Origin of the sequence: Candidatus Magnetaquiglobus chichijimensis, assembly GCF_045865675.1 — a bacterium.
GTDB lineage: Bacteria > Pseudomonadota > Magnetococcia > Magnetococcales > Magnetaquicoccaceae > Magnetaquiglobus > Magnetaquiglobus chichijimensis.
Window position 1 is genome coordinate 416815 of the sequence record NZ_BAAFGK010000005.1, and the last position, 16663, is coordinate 433477.

Below are 16663 nucleotides of genomic sequence, written 5' to 3' on the forward strand. Positions count from 1 at the left end.
TCTTTTGCGAAAAAGGGCGCAAGCGCGCGGTCTCTTGTGCCCTGGGTCGTTGCCGGTTTTGGGCAACGACCCAGGGCGAATTGCACGTCATCACCCAAGCCGCCTCCGACTTCTGGCAAGGGTTCCAAGGAGCTGTTTTGCAAACAGCGCAAAACAGCTCCTTGGAACCAAGGCGGCAGCGTTTTTTCGCAAAAGGCGCGAAAAAACGCTTTTTTGTAGAGCGCGCTAAAAAGCAAAGTCAAAAACCAAACCTCGGAGACTCCGTCTCCGAACCTCTGCTGGGGACCTTCGGTCCCCCGTCCCCTGTGACGTTTTCCTCCTTGTCCTCCCTCAACTTCCCAACGACTCCGCATGCCGCCGGGCGAGCGTTCGATAACTCTCCACCGTGAGTCGCATGCTCTCCCGCTCTTCGGGAGTGAGATCCCGCAACGCCTTGGCCGGAGATCCCATCCATAACTGACCCGCCGCCACCCGTTTGTGGGGCGCCACCAACGATCCGGCCCCCACCATGGACCCGGACTCGATCACCGCGCCATCCAGCACGATGGCCCCAATCCCGATCATGCAGCCATGCTCCAGGGTGCAGGCGTGCAGATTGACGTTATGCCCCACGATCACATCATCCCCGATGATCAATGGCACACCGTTCGGATAACGCGCCGTGGCCCGGTTGACATGCAACACCGATCCATCCTGAATGTTGCTGCGCGCTCCGATGCGGATCGGATTGACATCCCCCCGAACGATCGCACCTGGCCAGATGGAACTCTCCGCGCCAATCACCACATCCCCGATCACGACGGCATCCGGATGGACGAAGGCGGTCGGATCGATGGTCGGAAAAATCCCCTCAAAGGGTCGGATCGGCATTTTATTCCCCCGCGTGGCTTGAGAAATGGGATGGAAACCTGCCCATGTTACCGGGCCGCGCCACCCTTGACAACCCGCCTCTCCCGACGGTGGCCAACCCGCGGTGACCCTTGGCGGGGATCCCGCATCCCGCTTGCCGCCCTGCTGGGCCAGAACTGGACATTTCATTTGACTTTTCAGGGCGCAAGCATCATTTTTTTCCTTTGAACGCCCAGCCGATTCCGCAGCCATTCGTTCCCTCCATGGCCCTGGCGGGCAACGGAGAGGGCACATGAGACCGCGCGCTTGCGCGATCTTTCGCAAAAAATGCGAAAAATCGCTTCTCATAAAAGCGCGCGAAAAATGATGAACGGAAACGTTGCTTTTGGATCCCACCAGGGGCCATTGGCCCCTGGACCCCGCCAAATGCAGGGGTCATGAATCGTTACAGGAGGTTTACCATGAATCTGGTGGAGTTGATCGCCCAGGCCGAACCACTGCTGCAAACCGGTCAGAACGAACCGGTGGCCGCACTGTACCGGGCATGGCTGACGGACCACCCGGCAGAGCCCCAGAGCCATTTCGCCTTGTATAATCTGGGCGTGGTGCTGCTCAACATGAACGATCCGATCGGCGCGCGCCAGGCGTTCGAGGAGGCGATCCGCCTGCAACCGGATTTTTATCCGCCCTACATCAATCTGGGCAACATCCTGGAACGGATCGAAGGTCCGGTGGCGGCGGCAGGATGCTGGCGTGCCCTGACGGAGCGGTTGCCAGGGGTGACCGGCGAGAATATCGGCTACAAGACCTCGGCGTTGAAGCAGATCGCCCGGGTGCTCGGCATGGATCAGGCCGAGGCGGCCCTGCGACTGAGCCTGGAGATCGATCCCCATCAGCACGAGGCGATCGAACACTGGATCAACTGGCGCCAGGTACAGTGCATCTGGCCGGTGATCGTGCCGTTCGAACGCTGCGACCGGAGCCATTTGATGAAAGGGTTCGCCCCCCTCTCGCTGGGGGTCTACACGGACGATCCGCTCTTTCAACTCGCCAACGCGGCCATGTTCCACCGCTCCGAGATCGGTCAGCCACAGCCGGTCTGTCACGATACCCATGCCGCCCTGCGCATCGCACCACCCAGACGGCCACGGGTGGGGTATCTGTCGTCGGATCTGCGCATCCACGCCATCGGTTATCTGATGGCGGAAATTTTCGAGCTGCACGATCGCGATCAGGTGGAGATCTTCGTGTATGCCATGGGTATTCAGGCGGATGATCCCCTCAAACGGCGCATCCAGGGGGCGGTGGAACACTGGCGCGATCTGCACGGCTTCAACGACGCCCAGGCCGCCGAACAGATCGTGGCGGATGGGATCGAGATCCTGATCGACGTCAATGGCTACACCCACAGCGCCCGCACCAAGATGCTGGCCATGCGTCCGGCTCCGGTGATCGTCAACTGGCTGGGCTATCCCGGCACCATGGGATCGCCGTACCACACCCACATCATCAGCGATGCGTTCATCATTCCCGAGGAGCTGGCGTTCTGCTACTCGGAGAAGGTGATGCGTCTGCCCTGCTATCAGCCCAACGACCGCAAGCGCCATGTGGATGACCACCGTCCCAGTCGCGCCGAGGCGGGTCTGCCTGAGGGGGTGATGGTGTATGGCTGTTTCAACGGGGTCAAGAAGATCACCGCCGTCACCTGGGAGTTGTGGATGCGGGTGCTCGAACGGGTGCCGGCGAGCGTGCTGTGGCTGCTGTTCGAGAACGAGCCGGCCTGCGAACGGTTGCGGGCCATGGCCGAACAACGCGGCATCCATCGGGAACGGATCCTGTTCGCGCCGCGCAAACCCAACCACGAACACATGGCCCGCTATCCGCTGGTGGACCTGATGCTCGATTCCACCCCCTACGGCGCCCACACCACCGCCTCGGACGCGCTGTGGATGGGGGTGCCGATCCTGACCCTGGCCGGGATTTCGTTTCCGGCCCGGGTGTGCGGCAGTCTGGTGCGCGCGGCGGGCCTGCCGGAGCTGGTCTGCGCCACGCCGGACGAATTCGTGGCCAGAGCCGTGGAACTTGGCGCCGACCGCGCCCTGCTCGAGGGTTTCCGCGCCCGCCTGGTCGCCGGACGGGATACCTGCGCGCTGTTCGATACGCCGCTGTTGGTGAAACGATTGGAAGGGCTCTTCTTCGAAATGCGGGCCGCCTTCCTGGAGGAGCGGCTGCCCCGCCCGGATCTGACCAACCTGGAGCTTTATCAGGAGATCGGCATCGAGCTGGATGCCAACGGGGTGTGGTTCGGTTCGGTGGAACGGATGGCCGCCGCCTATCTGGAAAAACTGACCGCGCGGGATCGCCTGGCCCGGATCCCCGAGGATGATCGGCTCTGGTCATCCGAGGCGCGCGCCCGCTTTTCCGGCGAGGTCACCCGAACCATCCCCGGCTGGCGCGGCGAACTGCCCCCCACGGCGCTCGCCATGCCCGCCCCTCACCCGGTCGCCCTGTCTCCGGTCGTCGCCCCGCCTGCGGTCGTCGCCCCGCCTGCGGTCGTCGCCCCGCCTGCGGTCGTCGCCCCGCCTGCGGTCGTCGCCCCGTCTCCGGTCGTCGCCCCGCCTGCGGTCGTCGCCCCGTCTCCGGTCGTCGCCCCGTCTCCGGTCGTCGCCCCGTCTCCGGTCGTCGCCCCGTCTCCGGTCGTCGCCCCGCCTTCAGAGTCCAGTTTATTCGATCAGGTGTTGGCCCTGGACGCGGCGGACGATCTGGATGGAATGATCGCCCGCGTCAACCAGGAGTCGGTCGATCCCGGCGTCTGGTTGCTGGTGGTGGCCCAGGCTCTGGCCGCAGGTCGGGTGCGGGTCGCCTACGTGATCGGCATGCTGCTCGCCAACGCCGGACATGCCCATGTGGTGCTGTCGCTGGCGTTGGGCGTGGGCGGGGTGGTGTTCCACAATCCCGAGGAGATGGAACGGGGCACCCGTGACCTGTTGTCCCTGCTGCTGGCCATGCCCGTGGAGCAGCAACGCTATCTGGTCGCCCAGGTGATCGATCCGGTCCTGGCTGCGGTCTCGGGTCTGGGCGGGGAGCCCGCCGGGCGTCTGCTGGCCCTGCTCGGGGAGGCACGCGCCAGGGTGATGCTGGTTTGATCAGGGCGGGCCGGATGGATCGATGGGGCCCGGCATCGCGCACCTTGACTTGCATGCGCGGGGAAGGTGAAGATTTCAGGGTAAGTTCTGGTTCACCTTTCATGCTGGAAAGGTGCTTGTTTTTTACCAACAGGTCGTTATCTGGGAGGAGCCATTGACCATGACCGGGCGGATTTATTACACTTTACTGCTTTTTGTATTTCTGTTGGCCGGCACGGTCCAAGCCGCCGACGTTCCCAAACCATCCAAATCCGGAGCGCATCCCATGGTGACCCTTTCCACGAATCACGGCGACATCGTACTCGAGCTCGACGAAGCCAAGGCCCCGATCACGGTCAAGAACTTTCTCGATTACGTGGACGCCGGGTTCTACGACGGATTGATCTTCCATCGGGTCATCCCCGGTTTCATGGTCCAGGGCGGCGGCATGACCCCGGACATGAAGGAAAAACCCAACAACGCCCCCATCAAGAACGAGGCCGACAACGGCCTGCTCAATGCCCGTGGCACCATCGCCATGGCCCGTACCCAGATCGTGGACAGCGCCACCTCGCAATTCTTCATCAACCTGGTGGACAACACCTTCCTCAACCACGGCAAGCGCGACTTCGGCTACGCGGTCTTCGGCAAGGTGGTCTCGGGCATGGATGTGGCCGACAAGATCGCCAAGGTCAAAACCGGCATGAACAAAGGCCATGGCGATGTGCCGATCGAATCGGTGATCATCGTCAAGGCGTCGCGTTCATGACCCAGGCGCGGGGGAGCGGTCTGGAAACGGTCGTCAAGAGCTTCCTGTGCGTCCGCATCCACAATGCCGACTCCTACAAGGAGGGCAGGCCGACCCGCGAGTGGGCCGAGCTGTACGCCGGCTTCTACGCCGCGATCATTGCCCAGGCCACCCGGCATAACGGCAAGTTCGTCCGCTGTCTGACGTCCGGGGTGATGTGCGCCTTTCGTCACCCCGGCGACGCGCTCCAGGCCGCCATCGACATCCAGGAGCAGTTGCAGGAAAAACGGCGTTACCCCCTGCACGGTCTGGCCTGCGGCATCGGCATCGCCACCGGCGAGGTCTTCGCCCTGCACCTCACCGAGCACAAACGGAGCGATTATCTCGGTCTGGCCAGTGACCTGGCCCTGTTCCTGAGCGAACAGGCCAGGGGGAACGCCATCCTGCTGCACCACCCGGATCCCCACGATCCGCCGGATTTCCCGATCCGCTCCAAGGCCGGAGAGCTGGTCTCCCGCGCGCGGAGCGACTATTACCTCGAGCTGCCCTCCTTCCGCGTTGCCGGCATGAACGGGCCCGCCCGACGCTTCGCCATCCACTGGCAGTCCAACCCCGGCGAATACCTGGCCGCCTCGCCCATCGAACCGGTGCGGGGTACCCTGGAAGAGGATCCCGCCCAGGAGCGTCCCTACTTCGGCAAGGTGTCGGCCTTCAAGAAGGAGCGCGGTTTCGGCTTCATCCAGTACTACGCCGAGAATCACGAGTACCAGGAAATCTATTTCCACATGACCTACGTGATTCATCAGGTGCCGGTCTTCGAGAACGATCATGTGCTCTTCGTCATCAAGCCGGGGAAGGAGGGGCGTCCCCAGGCCTGTTCGGTGCTGGTGATGGGGAGTCGTCTGCAGGGGCGGGTCGAATCGTGCCAGGAAGATGGCTGCGGCCACATCTCGATCCGCGATCAGGAGGGCAAATCGATCCGTTTCTTCGCCCTCTCCCAGGAGGTGCTCTACGAGCGGTTGCGGGTCGATGACATCGTGGAGTTCACCGCCGGATCGGGTTCCGAATCCGAAGGGTTGATCGCCTTGCAGATCACCAAGCTCGGCGAGGCCAACCCGCAACCCGGCGATGTGGGCGAGGCGCTGGTGATCGGCTCGATCGAACAGGCGGTGGTGACCGTCTATTTCCCGGAAAAGGGGTATGGCTTCGCCAAGTGCAAGCGCAACAGCGTTTACATCCACGTTTCGGAGCTGACCGATCCCGAACATGTCCCCGGACCCGGCGACCACATCGAGTTCGAGGTCTATCCGGGCCGCAACGAGACCTATCGGGCCAACAACGTGCGGTTGGTCAAGAAAAAGGGTCTGGATCTGTGATCCAGCCGCCGCGTGCGCGCCACCGGATCGCGGGTTGGTTGATACTGGGCCTGCTGCTTCCCACGTCGGGGCGGGCGGAACCCGATCCGCTGTCGTCCAGGCCCCCAGCCGGCCAGGAGCGGCAACCGCGCACGGTCAACAAGGGTCGGGCGGAGCCCCAATCGATCGCCAGACCACCGCAGGATGAACCGGATCCCGGACACGACAGCGGGGAGGGGATCCATCCCCCGGAACGGCGCACCGGGGAGAGCCCGCGCGGCTGATTGTGCCGGAGTCGCGCAGCCGATCCGCGCCGGCTGACCCTCCAGTTCCATCCGGGGAGACCCTCGCATGCGGCGCATCCTGAAAATCGGCGCCTGGATCCTGGCCATGGCCCTGCTGTCGGTGGTGGCCTCGTTGCAGACCATCGTCTCCTCGGAGCCGTTCAAGCGCCATCTGATCGCCGTTCTTGGTCACGATCTCCCCGGCGCGATCACCATCGATGCGCTCACCCTCGATTATGTCACCGGTCTGCAAGCCCGCCAGATCGCCTGGCGACTCGAAGAGCGCACCCTGTTCCAGCTCCAGGGGATCAACCTGGCCATCGACTGGCCGGATCTCCTGCTCGGGCGACTCACGATCCGCGAAGTGCGCATCCATGGGGGACGTCTGGATCTCTCCGCCGCGCATCTGACCGGGGAGCCGGAGTCGCCATCCGAGGAGTCCACCCCGCCCACCCCCCATCCGGTGCTGGCCCCGGCCTGGGTCGCCACCACCCTGCCGTTGCGACTCGCCATGCAATCCTTCGTGGTGGAGGATATCGACCTGGCCTATGAACCCATGCCCGGCGCGCGCTTAAGCGTGCGACAGCTGGCCATGCGGGCCGCCCTGCGCGTTGACCGGCAAGGCATGGATCTGACCGGTAAGATCACCATCGACGATCTGGCCTATGCGGACGGGAACGGCTCGGTGCATCTGCCGGTGAGCCTCGAGATGGATCTGGGCAACGAGAGCGGGCAAGGGGCGCGGCGCTCCACCCTGCGGTTGGGGAAGCTGCTCACCGTGCCGCTGGATGCGCGGCTGACCCTCAACCGGCATCCCGCCGAGATCGATCTGTTGTTGCGGGCCGAACCGGTGGAGCTGGCCCCGCTGTTGGCTCTGGTGAAACCGTGGCTGCCGGACGACTGGCGCGCGGCGCGGCTGACCGGCAAGGGGGGCGGCGCATGGCGGTTTCAGGGGGTGCGCGACGACGACGGGTTGAGCGGTTCCGGGGAGGGGGCGTTGGAACTCACCGATCTGGATGCCCGGCTTCCCGGCGATCGGGAACGGGTGTTGGAGCGCGGCACGGCGCGGTTGACCATCTCCGGGATGCGGATTCAGGCGGGAGCCTGGCAGGGGATGCGGTCGGAGCTGCATGGGACCGCCGAGCGGCTGGTCATCCCCGAGGTCCAGGTCGGGAAAGGGTCGCTGTTGATGGGGGCCGAACACCGTGCGGATGGGTCGCTGGCCGGCCACGGACGCCTCAAGGTGGAGCGGTTGCTTGTCGGTGGGGAGGGAGAGGGTGGCCGTCCGGTGCACTTTGAGACCAAGCTGTTGGCCGCCTTCGATCCGGAACGGGAACGCTTCTCCATCGACCGGCTGCTGGTGCGACTCGACGACATCGCCCGTATCGGCGGCAGGTTGGAATTGACCCCGGACGACCAGACCGACGGGGAACAGAGCCTCTCCGGAACCTTTTCCGCGACGGTGGATGGTCGCAAGCTGGCCGTAGCCCTGGCCCGTCTGCTGCCGGGCGGGGTTACGTTGTCGGTTTCGCCTGGGGAGAGCCGTCTCTCCCTGCACGGTCGCGCCACGTTGATGGCCAACCGTCTGCCGCGTCGCATCGCCCTGGGTGGTCTGGTCGATCTGGCGCCCGTGGCCTGGTCGGACGACGAGACCGGGGTGGGGGGTCGGCTCGAGCGGTTGAAATTGGCCTGGAAGGCGCACCGGCCCGTGGTGGATGGTCCGATCGAGGGGGTGGTGAAGGGGACGCTCAGCCTCGCGGAACCGCGCGCGGGAGCCGATCTGACCAGCGAGGAGGCCGAAATCACCCTCGCGGGTCGGGGTCGGCTGCTGCCGGAGAGCGGAGCCTGGGAGGGTCGGGCGCGGTTCGATGGGCATCTGGAGAAACCGGTCTTCGCGGCGGATATCCGCATGGATCGGTTCACCGGCGTGCTGGAGACCGAGGCCAGGGGCACCTTCACGCCCGATGCGCCCTTTGGGGATGCGGTGGTGAGTCAATCCTGGAGCGGGGTTGGTCGGAAGGCGTCGGTTCGGGATGGGGATTACCAGTGGCTGTGGCCCGATTTTCACTGGTCGGCGCGCGCCTCGAGCGAGCTGAACAGCGGGTTGCATCGGCTCGACTCTCTCGCGATCGATGCCGAAGGGGCGCTGACGGCGCGCCTGAGCGGAGAGTATCGGAGCGAGGAGGATTTTCTGCGGCTGACCGGGGGCCTGGAGCGGCTGGAGTTGGGTCGGTTGGCTCTGCTGGCCAGCGACGAGGGGGGAGCCGGGGCCACGCATCAGCCGTTTTCGGGGAACGTGGCGGTGAAGGTCGATCTGGAGGGGAGTCCGGGGTCGCTCAAGGGGTGGAGTCGCGAGGCGCCTCCGCCGCTGCGGCTGGCGTTGACCGCCTCGGCCTCCGGGGTGGAGGGACGCTGGGGAAACGCGCGGTTGACCGGGGGCAAGGGGAACGTGAACCTCCGTTTCGCCCCGGAGCCGGGACAGGGTGTGACCCTGCGCGCGGATCTGCACGCCGGGCGCTGGGAGCGGCCCGAGGCCCCGGCGCATGTTCAAAATGGGGGAAAACCCCCCGCACCCCTCGATCCAGGCGCTCCCTGGCGGGAGTTCCACGGCATTGCGCTGGAACAGGCCCGTTTGGAGTTCGAGCTGGTGGGACGGGATCCGGATCACTGGCGGCTGAACCGTCTCAAGGGGGGGTTGCCCGGTCTGGAGGCGGAGCTGCATGGCGAGGTGTCCGGGCTTTCGGGTCTGCTCGATCCCCGCGAGATGCGCCTTCCCGAACGTCTGGCCGGATTGTTCGTGGATCTGACCGGACGGGCGCGGGCCGATCTGGAACGGGCCAATCCGGTGCTGGCCACGCTGGAAACGCGCGGAACCGGGCGCGGAGAGCTGGAGTGGAGTCTGTTCAAGGCGGTCAATGGCCCCTTCATCACCCGTTTTCTGGTTTCGCCTCGGGAGCTGGGGGTGACGCGGGGGGATCTGGTTCTGAGCGGCATGACCGGAACCCTGATCGCGAACAAAAGTACCTGGACCGATCCCAAGCAGGTGCCGGTGAAGACGAAGGCACGACGGGCCTTCGCCTTGGAACGGATCGCCTCCCCCTTGACCAGCGGTATCGAGGGACGGCGGCTGAACATCGAGCGACTGGAGCTGGCCGGGGTGCGCGCCGAGAAGATCACCATGGAGCTGAGCTACCAGGAGGGGCAGTTGCGCGGTCAGAACCTGCGGCTGGATCTCCTGGGCGGCACCATTGCCGGGAATGTTCTCCTGGAGGGGAGCAAGCCGGCGCGCATGGATGCCCTGCTCGAAGGCGTGGAGGTGGATCTGAACCGTCTGCTGCCTGCCGAGGCGGGGATCGTGGGGGATGGTCAGGTCGATTTCATCGCCCGGCTGGCGTTGCGTTTCGACAAGGAGAGTGGCAGGTTGGATCTGGGACGCAGCGAGGCGGGTATTCTGTTCACCCGCATCGGCAAGGAGGCGTTGGATCGGCTGTTGCGTTTTCTTGATCCCAAGGAGAGCAATCCCGCTTTGAGCAATGCCCGATCCAAGGTGTCGTATGCCAATCCGTCGCAAATGAACTTGCAATTGGCCAAGGGAACCATCAAGCTCAAGATCGATTTTCGCGAGGGGATGGTCTCGAGCCTGAATCTGGAGCGGATTCCGTTGGGCGTGCTCGGCCAGTTCGAGCAGATCCAGCAGGATCTGGCCCCGGTGGAGAATCTGGCACGTCTGTTGGAGTGGATCGGCATGACCCATCTGGAGGTGGAAACCCGTGAAGCCACCGCGCCGTAAAGTGTGGTTGATGTTGGGCTGGTCGCTGTTGGTGACCGGTTGCGGCGGACCGTTGCTCGAGGTAACGGTGGTGGACGAGCGCACCGCGTTGGAGAATCAGGTGCTTGGCAGTTATGCCGAGTTGCAGCGCGAGGTGATGCTGTTGACCTCGGTGCGCGCCATCGATCCCCAGGGGCGGTTGGCGCGACAGATCCCCCGTACCCCAGAGTATCGGGCGGTGTTGCGCGCCTTGCAGCGTCAGGCTTTCAACCGCGATGACCTGGATCACTTCCGCAAGATCGGCGTGATCGGCGAGAACAATCAGGGTGGGGTGACGGTGCGGGAGGTGGAGCAGCTCCCCGCCGAGGCCCGGACTCTCGCGCGGCGTTTGGTGGAGGAGGAGAATCAGGATCGCGCGGCCATCTGGGAGCGGTTGATTCTGGCCGAGGAGGGGCTGGTGGAGGCGGATCTGCCCAGGGTGCGGGGGATCTTCGCGGCGATGAACCGCGACCAGGCCAGCCCAGGGGCGTGGATCCAGCTGCCGGATGGGGGTTGGCGGATGAAGGAGGGGGCCGGGAACGAGCCGGAGCGCGCGCCTGGGCCTTGAGGGTGGTGTTGAAATCCGGGCCGTGGCATGCCGAAAAGGAGGTTCACGGTCGAGGTGGGCCTGCCCCATCAGGTCGCGCCGGTCTGTCAAACCCCACCACCGGCCCAGGAGATGCGCTTGCCCGCTTCCCCTCCGGCGCGGTGATCAGGATCGCCTCCTTGACCTCCGGGTCAATCATCTCCGACGCCGCACCGCCCGTTCAATTGTCCGACGGTCAAGACCCAACTTCGTGGCAGTCTCCCCGATGAAAAACTTCTTTCCGTTCTCTGCCAAAACGACACCAGCGTCGTTTTGATGGAATCGGAAGAGATTAATGTCTAGACACACCTTTGGAACGCCTTGGAAACAAAAAAGCCAGCAACCATTTAATTTTGCTGGCTTATTGAATTCTTTTGGCACTCTTTGGAACCAAATGTGGTGCCCGCGCCCGGAATCGAACCGGGACGGCCTTACGGCCAGCGGATTTTAAGTCCGATGCGTCTACCTGTTCCGCCACGCGGGCAAGGCGTGTTCCCGCATCTTGGGCGGGACGTAACGATTTCAGAACCCCTACTTTTGGCGGGGTTCGGGGGCCACTGGCCCCGGGTGGGATCCAAGGGCACAGCCCTTGGGACTTTGACCATGGCGCTCCCGAAGGGAGGTCCATGGTACGGGGGGTGAGGGGGTTATCTCCCCCTCCATCATGCAAGTTACGGCGGGACAATCTTTTCCAGGCGATTCGAATCTTCCCGGACGATCGGGGAGATTGGGATTCCGGACCATCCGGAAGCTAATCGCGGATCGTCAACTCCTGTTGTTCCATGCGGCCATCATGGGCCAGAAAGCCGTTGATCTCCAGCCGTCCGTCGGTCTGCATGCCGACGATCAACAGCAGGGCATCCGGATAGGTGGCCAACTCCCGATCCAGCGATGAAGGTTGCGCCGGGCCGCGCGGATGGCTGTGGTAGATGGCCACCACCTCCCGGCCCTGCTCGCGCAGGCTCCGAAACAGTCGGATCTGCTCCTCGGGATTCGCCAGAAAACTCCGGTCGTCCCCGGCGATGTTGGTCAGCGGATGCCACGCCGTCGCCTCCCGTCCCTGGCCGGAGAGCACGCCCACACACTCCTTCGGCAGCATGCGCTGCGCATGGGCGAACACTTTGTTGACCAGAGGTCGGGAGATGATCCACATCGTCGAGTGCGTGCGGTCCAGGTGACCATTCATAAAGAAAATGATATAATGGGAGGAACACAGACCGCCCCCCCGACCGGGGAACTCTCTTACGAGACTTCCTGGGTAAAATAGTGTAACCTGATGAAAAAATCAACCGCCGGTCCGCCAAGCCGTATGCTTGAGTCTTTCCGGCATGATGGGGTTTCGCGACGTTTCATGAAAGTCTATCTGCAACGACCCAATCCGATCACGGGCGTGGTGCTCTTCTATTCGCTCCAGATCCAGCGCGACCTTCTGGGCCGCTGGCACGTCATGCGCGAATGGGGACGTTCCGGCGCGTCGGGCACGTTGCGTCAAACCCCTTACAATGCTTATGAACTGGCCATGGAAGCCATGCTCGCCCTGGAATCCGAACTGCTCGACAAGGGCTATCGGGTCATGATGCGCGAAGGGATGAGCCTGGCCATGGCGGGATTGTTGTCCAACAGGGAGTCCGATCGATGACGCGTGTGCATGAGATCCTGGAAACCGGTCCGCTTCAGGTCAACTGTCAGATTCTTGGCGATCCGACCCGAGGCGAGGCCCTGGTCGTGGATCCGGGCGGGGATGCCAAACGTATCCTGGCCCGTGCCCAGGCGTTGAAGCTTAAAATCACCCACATCCTCGCCACCCACGGCCATTTCGACCACATCGGCGGCGTGAGCGAACTCAAACAACTCACCGGCGCCGCCTTCTGGATCCACGACGAGGATCGACCGTTGGTCGAAGGCGCGGCCCGACATGCCGCCACCTGGGGCTTGCCTTTCGGACCGGTGCCGACCGTCGATGGCTCCTTCGCCGATGGCCAGACCCTGACCATCGCCGGCCTCTCCCTGGAGGTGATCCATACGCCGGGTCATACGCCGGGTGGGGTCTGTTTTCGCTGCGGTGGGGATCTGATCGTCGGGGATACGCTCTTTGCCGGCTCCATCGGACGTACCGATCTGCCCGGCGGTGATTACGACACGTTGATGGACTCCCTCCAGAATCGTCTGCTCTCCCTCGACGACGGCCTGAAGTGTCACCCCGGTCACGGCCCCTCGACCACTCTGGGACGGGAGCGGCGGGCCAATCCGTTTCTCAACGGTTCGTTCTGAGCCGCTTTTGCCGGGGAGTCTCCCCTCACCCCTGGGACGGGAGCGGCGGAACATCCGTTTCTCAACGGTTCGTTCCGAGCCGCTTTTGCCGGGGAGTCTCCCCTCACCCCTGGGACGGGAGCGGCGGGCCAATCCGTTTCTCAACGGTTCGTTCCGAGCCGCTTTTTCCGGGGAGTCTCCCCTCACCCCTGGGACGGGAGCGGCGGGCCAATCCGTTTCTCAACGGTTCGTTCCGAGCCGCTTTTGCCGGGGAGTCTCCCCTCACCCCTGGGACGGGAGCGGCGGGCCAATCCGTTTCTCAACGGTTCGTTCCGAGCCGCTTTTTCCGGGGAGTCTCCCCTCACCCCCTGACCGTGGCCCTCCCTCGCGGGCGGTCCACGGTAAACGAATGGGCCATCCATGGCCCACATCGAACTCCGGCACGCACCCAACAGCCTCTCAGATGTCGCAAACCACGCCACCGATGGCGCTGCCAATGATCTGGGAAACGCGGGGACGCTCGCTCTGCGCCATCTCATGGGTCGCGAAGGGCCCCACCCGAACCTGAAGCAGTTCGACGGTGGTGTCGTTCTGCTTGGCGGGCACCGACTTCACGGAAACGTTGTCGATACCGTTCTTCTTCAGCGCGTCCTGGGCGGAATGGACATTGTGCTCTTTCTGGAAGGAGCCCACATGCACGAAGCAGGTGCCGCTCCGGGCGGAAACCGCATCCTTGGTGGTGGCGGAGACCGGTTGCACGTCAGGCTTGGCTGCGCTCTTGGAGAGGGTGGCGGCGGGTTGCGCTTCGCTTTTGCTGGTCTTGGCCGGAGCCGCGGCAGGCTTGTCCGCCTGGGCGGCAGGCTTCCCGGCGGCGCTGGCGCGGGGCAGATTCAGCTGTCCGAGCATGTCGTTGAGATACTTTTCGCCGTTGTGCTCGAAGCCCGCCAGGAAGCCGGGGGCCATGTAGCGCTGGAGATCCTCGCTCTTGTCCACGGCCAGGGAGAGATTGCGCAGATACTCCACGCCGTCGTTGCGCTCCTTGAGACCATGGAACAGGGCCTTGCCCACCTTGAAGCCGACGGCTTGCAGCGCCCGGCGATAGTTGCGCAGATAGATCTCCTCGGCGGAAAAGATCCGGAACGCCAGCTTGTCGGTATCCGAGGCCTCGCTGGCATGGTTGGCGTAGAACTGACCTTCCAGCTCCTTGGTCATGAAGTTGTCGGTCCGGGTGTAGGAAAGCTCGTAACCGGTGATGGGGGCGTTCGGGCAGATCACCGTCTTGGCCAGATCCTCCGAGGAGGCCACATGCTTCTGGCTCACGGCGGGCATCTCCTTGGCCATTTCGGCCAGGGTCCGTTTCATGGACTCGCGATAGCCGCAGACGAAGCCGTTCTGGAAGGATTGACGATCCGCCGGTGAACCGGTGATCAGCAGCTCTTCGAACAGTTCCAGCATCGCCACGGCGTGGGCATTGGTCTCCTTGAGGAGGGTGTCGAACTTGCCCTGGTAGGAACCGGAACGATCCAGATTGATCTGGAAGAACTTTTTGGGCCACTGGGCATAGCCGACGCCGATTTCGCGGCCAATTTCACCGGCGGCGGTCGAGACGTGATAACCCAGAACGTCATCCGCGTCGAGCCGGGCATAGCTGGTCCGGAAGCAGGAGTTGAACTTGGTGCGCAGCTCCTGGGTCACGCCGAAATAGAAACGTCCCAACGGGGTGGGCTGGGTCGAGGCATTCATCTCCCCGGTGCGCAGGAACTGGACGAACTCCGGATTCACCTGGTGCTTGCCATGCATGTTGCCGTTGCTGTTGCGCAGTTTGGCGCCCCAGAAGTCACCGGCGTGACAAAAGGAGCCGACATCCATCTTGATGAGGAATTCGGTGTTCTCATGGGTGCTGACCAGGGTCCGCTCCATGGAGTCGTGATGATTCAGGGCATGACCCGCCGGAGGATTCGTGCCGCAGCCGCCGAGCAACAGCAGCATGGCCACACCATACAAGGATTTTTTGACGGTCGATTTCGTAAGTTCCATCGATTTCTCCTAAAATTCTGACTTGAACCGGAAACCCGCAGGCTCCAGGATGTTGAATGAACGACTGCCCTGGCAGATCATGCCATGGAGATCAGCGAATGGTATCGCTCTCCCGGATGGTGTAATGGCCGGAGAGCGCATGGATCTCCACCCGCCGGTTGGACTCCTGACGATTCTTGCTCTGAATCAGATTGTAAGCGACGGGGCGGGTGGCGCCATATCCGACGGTGTTCAACTGGGCCGGTTTGATGCCCTGACGCAGCAGGAAGGCACGCACTTCCTGAGCGCGACGGTTGGAGAGCGCGACATTGCCGGCGGCAGTACCGCTTTCGTCGGCATGGCCCTGGATCTGGAAGCGCACGCCGCCATGGGCCTTGATGACCGCGGCCAACTCCTTGAGGGCTTTGGCCTGGGCCGTGCCGATGACCGCGCTGCCGTGCGCGAAGGTGACCATCGTCTTGGCGGTCAGGCTGCATCCGGCCATATCCACCTTGTCGCCCCTCGGGGTGGCCTGGCACTTGTCCGCGCCATCGATCACGCCATCGGAGTCCTTGTCCATCGGGCAGCCGAAGGAGTCCACCGGCACGCCGGCGGGGGTGTTCGCGCAGTCATCCTTGTAGTCCGGCACGCCGTCCCGGTCGGAATCCAGGGGGCAGCCGTGCATGTCAACTTTGGCCAGGGCAGGGGTGTCGGAGCAGCGATCGTTGACATCGGCCACACCGTCATTGTCGGCGTCGGGGACGGCAGCGCAGCCGTAGCGGTCTACCGGGGTGTTTGGCACGGAAGGTGCTTGGCAATAGAAACCGACATGATGCCATCCCTTGTGCCAGGTGTAGGAATGGCTCTCGTGCGCCATGGCGGAGCCGGCAGACAAGAGAAATCCTCCCAATGCCGTCAAGGTTGCGACTGCTTTCAAGTTCATTGAATCCTCCATGTTTGTTTGTGAGTCACGGTTGATCCTGCGCTGCTGTGCCAAAGACAAAAACAACAACCGAATCCCGAGAGGGATTGGTAAAAGGCACACATTTCAACATTATATATTTCATTTAGTACAAGCAATCTATTGATTTGTCGTGCATACAATATCAGCAAACCCTTATAATTCTCCGTGCCATCTTTGGATGCGGCAAACCGCGCAGACATGGACAAGGTGTTGCCGTCACCTTCATGGTGGCGGATATGGAAAGCATGGAGATCAAGACGCCGGAATCGCCATGGATCGGTCAAAGCCGGTTCCAGGGTTTCGCGTCACGCACTTTTCTTGAACATGCGGGACAGGCTGCCGAATCACATCAGGCCGTGCGCGCGCATGAAGGGTTGTGTACAACCTTTTGAAACAATTTCTGAACAGTCATTCATAATACGGTTCATCTTTTTTTCATTCATGACAGATCTATCACTTATCAAAATCCACGTCAAGCTCCCATGGTTTTGGGTCATCCTTAAACATTCAGATGGGTCATGACGTACCTTCTGACCAGGCAGGGAGTCGTCCAGGTCGGCTGGCGCACGGGTCACAATCCCGGAAAACGTGGGGTTTGACGTGGTTTGCCCGTGAATTTCCTGGTGGCGGGCGTCCGGATCCGGCCATCACGCCGCGTCCGGACGCCTCGCGCTCCCG

At 63.2% G+C, this 16663-nt stretch carries 13 protein-coding genes and 1 tRNA gene; 9 read left to right on the forward strand and 5 right to left on the reverse strand.

The annotated features are described in order from the left end of the window. Positions 1 to 330: 330 nt before the first annotated feature. Entirely contained in the window at positions 331 to 870 is a 540-nt protein-coding gene (locus ACOY6C_RS15610; protein ID WP_420906448.1) for a gamma carbonic anhydrase family protein, read from the reverse strand. Between the two features lie 440 nt (positions 871 to 1310). On the opposite strand from ACOY6C_RS15610, the gene ACOY6C_RS15615 reads away from it, so the two are divergent. From ACOY6C_RS15615 to ACOY6C_RS15640, 6 genes are all read left to right on the forward strand, one after another. Further along, positions 1311 to 3995 carry an O-linked N-acetylglucosamine transferase, SPINDLY family protein gene (locus ACOY6C_RS15615; protein WP_420906449.1) on the forward strand — a complete coding sequence of 895 codons (2685 nt, stop codon included), beginning with the start codon at positions 1311 to 1313 and terminating at the stop codon, positions 3993 to 3995. 160 nt (positions 3996 to 4155) lie between these two features. Continuing rightward, the gene (locus tag ACOY6C_RS15620) at positions 4156 to 4743 is read left to right on the forward strand and encodes a peptidylprolyl isomerase (RefSeq protein ID WP_420906450.1); all 588 of its coding nucleotides are present in this window, start codon (positions 4156 to 4158) and stop codon (positions 4741 to 4743) included. Then, positions 4740 to 6098, forward strand: a complete 1359-nt coding sequence (locus ACOY6C_RS15625; protein WP_420906451.1) for a cold shock domain-containing protein — start codon at positions 4740 to 4742, stop codon at positions 6096 to 6098. The genes ACOY6C_RS15620 and ACOY6C_RS15625 overlap by 4 nt, the downstream gene beginning before the upstream one ends. Positions 6099 to 6136: 38 nt before the next feature. Further along, positions 6137 to 6361, forward strand: coding sequence for a hypothetical protein (locus ACOY6C_RS15630; RefSeq protein WP_420906452.1), 225 nt, complete (start codon positions 6137 to 6139; stop codon positions 6359 to 6361). Between the two features lie 67 nt (positions 6362 to 6428). Further along, positions 6429 to 10151 (forward strand): AsmA family protein, encoded by a 3723-nt coding sequence (locus tag ACOY6C_RS15635; RefSeq protein ID WP_420906453.1) that lies wholly within the window; start codon positions 6429 to 6431, stop codon positions 10149 to 10151. Further along, positions 10132 to 10737, forward strand: a complete 606-nt coding sequence (locus ACOY6C_RS15640; RefSeq protein ID WP_420906454.1) for a DUF1318 domain-containing protein — start codon at positions 10132 to 10134, stop codon at positions 10735 to 10737. The genes ACOY6C_RS15635 and ACOY6C_RS15640 overlap by 20 nt, the downstream gene beginning before the upstream one ends. Positions 10738 to 11152: 415 nt before the next feature. On the opposite strand, the gene ACOY6C_RS15645 is transcribed toward ACOY6C_RS15640, so the two are convergent. Further along, a tRNA-Leu gene (locus ACOY6C_RS15645) sits at positions 11153 to 11239 on the reverse strand. 267 nt (positions 11240 to 11506) lie between these two features. Continuing rightward, positions 11507 to 11908 (reverse strand): M67 family metallopeptidase, encoded by a 402-nt coding sequence (locus ACOY6C_RS15650; protein ID WP_420906455.1) that lies wholly within the window; start codon positions 11906 to 11908, stop codon positions 11507 to 11509. 198 nt (positions 11909 to 12106) lie between these two features. Between ACOY6C_RS15650 and ACOY6C_RS15655 the strand changes: the two genes are divergently transcribed. Together ACOY6C_RS15655 and ACOY6C_RS15660 are read left to right on the forward strand one after the other, a co-directional pair. Further along, positions 12107 to 12394 (forward strand): WGR domain-containing protein, encoded by a 288-nt coding sequence (locus tag ACOY6C_RS15655; RefSeq protein ID WP_420906456.1) that lies wholly within the window; start codon positions 12107 to 12109, stop codon positions 12392 to 12394. Next, on the forward strand, positions 12391 to 13026 hold the full coding sequence (locus ACOY6C_RS15660) for an MBL fold metallo-hydrolase (protein WP_420906457.1): 636 nt from the start codon (positions 12391 to 12393) through the stop codon (positions 13024 to 13026). The genes ACOY6C_RS15655 and ACOY6C_RS15660 overlap by 4 nt, the downstream gene beginning before the upstream one ends. Positions 13027 to 13464: 438 nt before the next feature. Here ACOY6C_RS15660 and ACOY6C_RS15665 read toward each other — a convergent pair whose 3' ends face one another. Together ACOY6C_RS15665 and ACOY6C_RS15670 are read right to left on the reverse strand one after the other, a co-directional pair. Then, complete coding sequence (locus ACOY6C_RS15665; RefSeq protein WP_420906458.1) at positions 13465 to 15042, reverse strand: SPOR domain-containing protein; 1578 nt, start codon at positions 15040 to 15042, stop codon at positions 13465 to 13467. A 91-nt stretch (positions 15043 to 15133) separates the two neighbouring features. Further along, complete coding sequence (locus ACOY6C_RS15670) at positions 15134 to 15916, reverse strand: OmpA family protein (protein WP_420906459.1); 783 nt, start codon at positions 15914 to 15916, stop codon at positions 15134 to 15136. Positions 15917 to 16230: 314 nt separating this feature from the next. On the opposite strand from ACOY6C_RS15670, the gene ACOY6C_RS15675 reads away from it, so the two are divergent. Further along, entirely contained in the window at positions 16231 to 16377 is a 147-nt protein-coding gene (locus ACOY6C_RS15675; protein WP_420906460.1) for a hypothetical protein, read from the forward strand. The last annotated feature ends 286 nt before the right edge of the window (positions 16378 to 16663 follow it).

Bases quoted from the DNA above. Each gene is read 5' to 3' on its own strand.
- ACOY6C_RS15610 (WP_420906448.1), bottom strand. From the start codon at position 870: ATGCCGATCCGACCCTTTGAGGGGATTTTTCCGACCATCGATCCGACC.
- ACOY6C_RS15615 (WP_420906449.1), top strand. From the start codon at position 1,311: ATGAATCTGGTGGAGTTGATCGCCCAGGCCGAACCACTGCTGCAAACC.
- ACOY6C_RS15620 (WP_420906450.1), top strand. From the start codon at position 4,156: ATGACCGGGCGGATTTATTACACTTTACTGCTTTTTGTATTTCTGTTG.
- ACOY6C_RS15625 (WP_420906451.1), top strand. From the start codon at position 4,740: ATGACCCAGGCGCGGGGGAGCGGTCTGGAAACGGTCGTCAAGAGCTTC.
- ACOY6C_RS15635 (WP_420906453.1), top strand. From the start codon at position 6,429: ATGCGGCGCATCCTGAAAATCGGCGCCTGGATCCTGGCCATGGCCCTG.
- ACOY6C_RS15650 (WP_420906455.1), bottom strand. From the start codon at position 11,908: ATGTGGATCATCTCCCGACCTCTGGTCAACAAAGTGTTCGCCCATGCG.
- ACOY6C_RS15655 (WP_420906456.1), top strand. From the start codon at position 12,107: ATGAAAGTCTATCTGCAACGACCCAATCCGATCACGGGCGTGGTGCTC.
- ACOY6C_RS15660 (WP_420906457.1), top strand. From the start codon at position 12,391: ATGACGCGTGTGCATGAGATCCTGGAAACCGGTCCGCTTCAGGTCAAC.
- ACOY6C_RS15665 (WP_420906458.1), bottom strand. From the start codon at position 15,042: ATGGAACTTACGAAATCGACCGTCAAAAAATCCTTGTATGGTGTGGCC.
- ACOY6C_RS15675 (WP_420906460.1), top strand. From the start codon at position 16,231: ATGGAGATCAAGACGCCGGAATCGCCATGGATCGGTCAAAGCCGGTTC.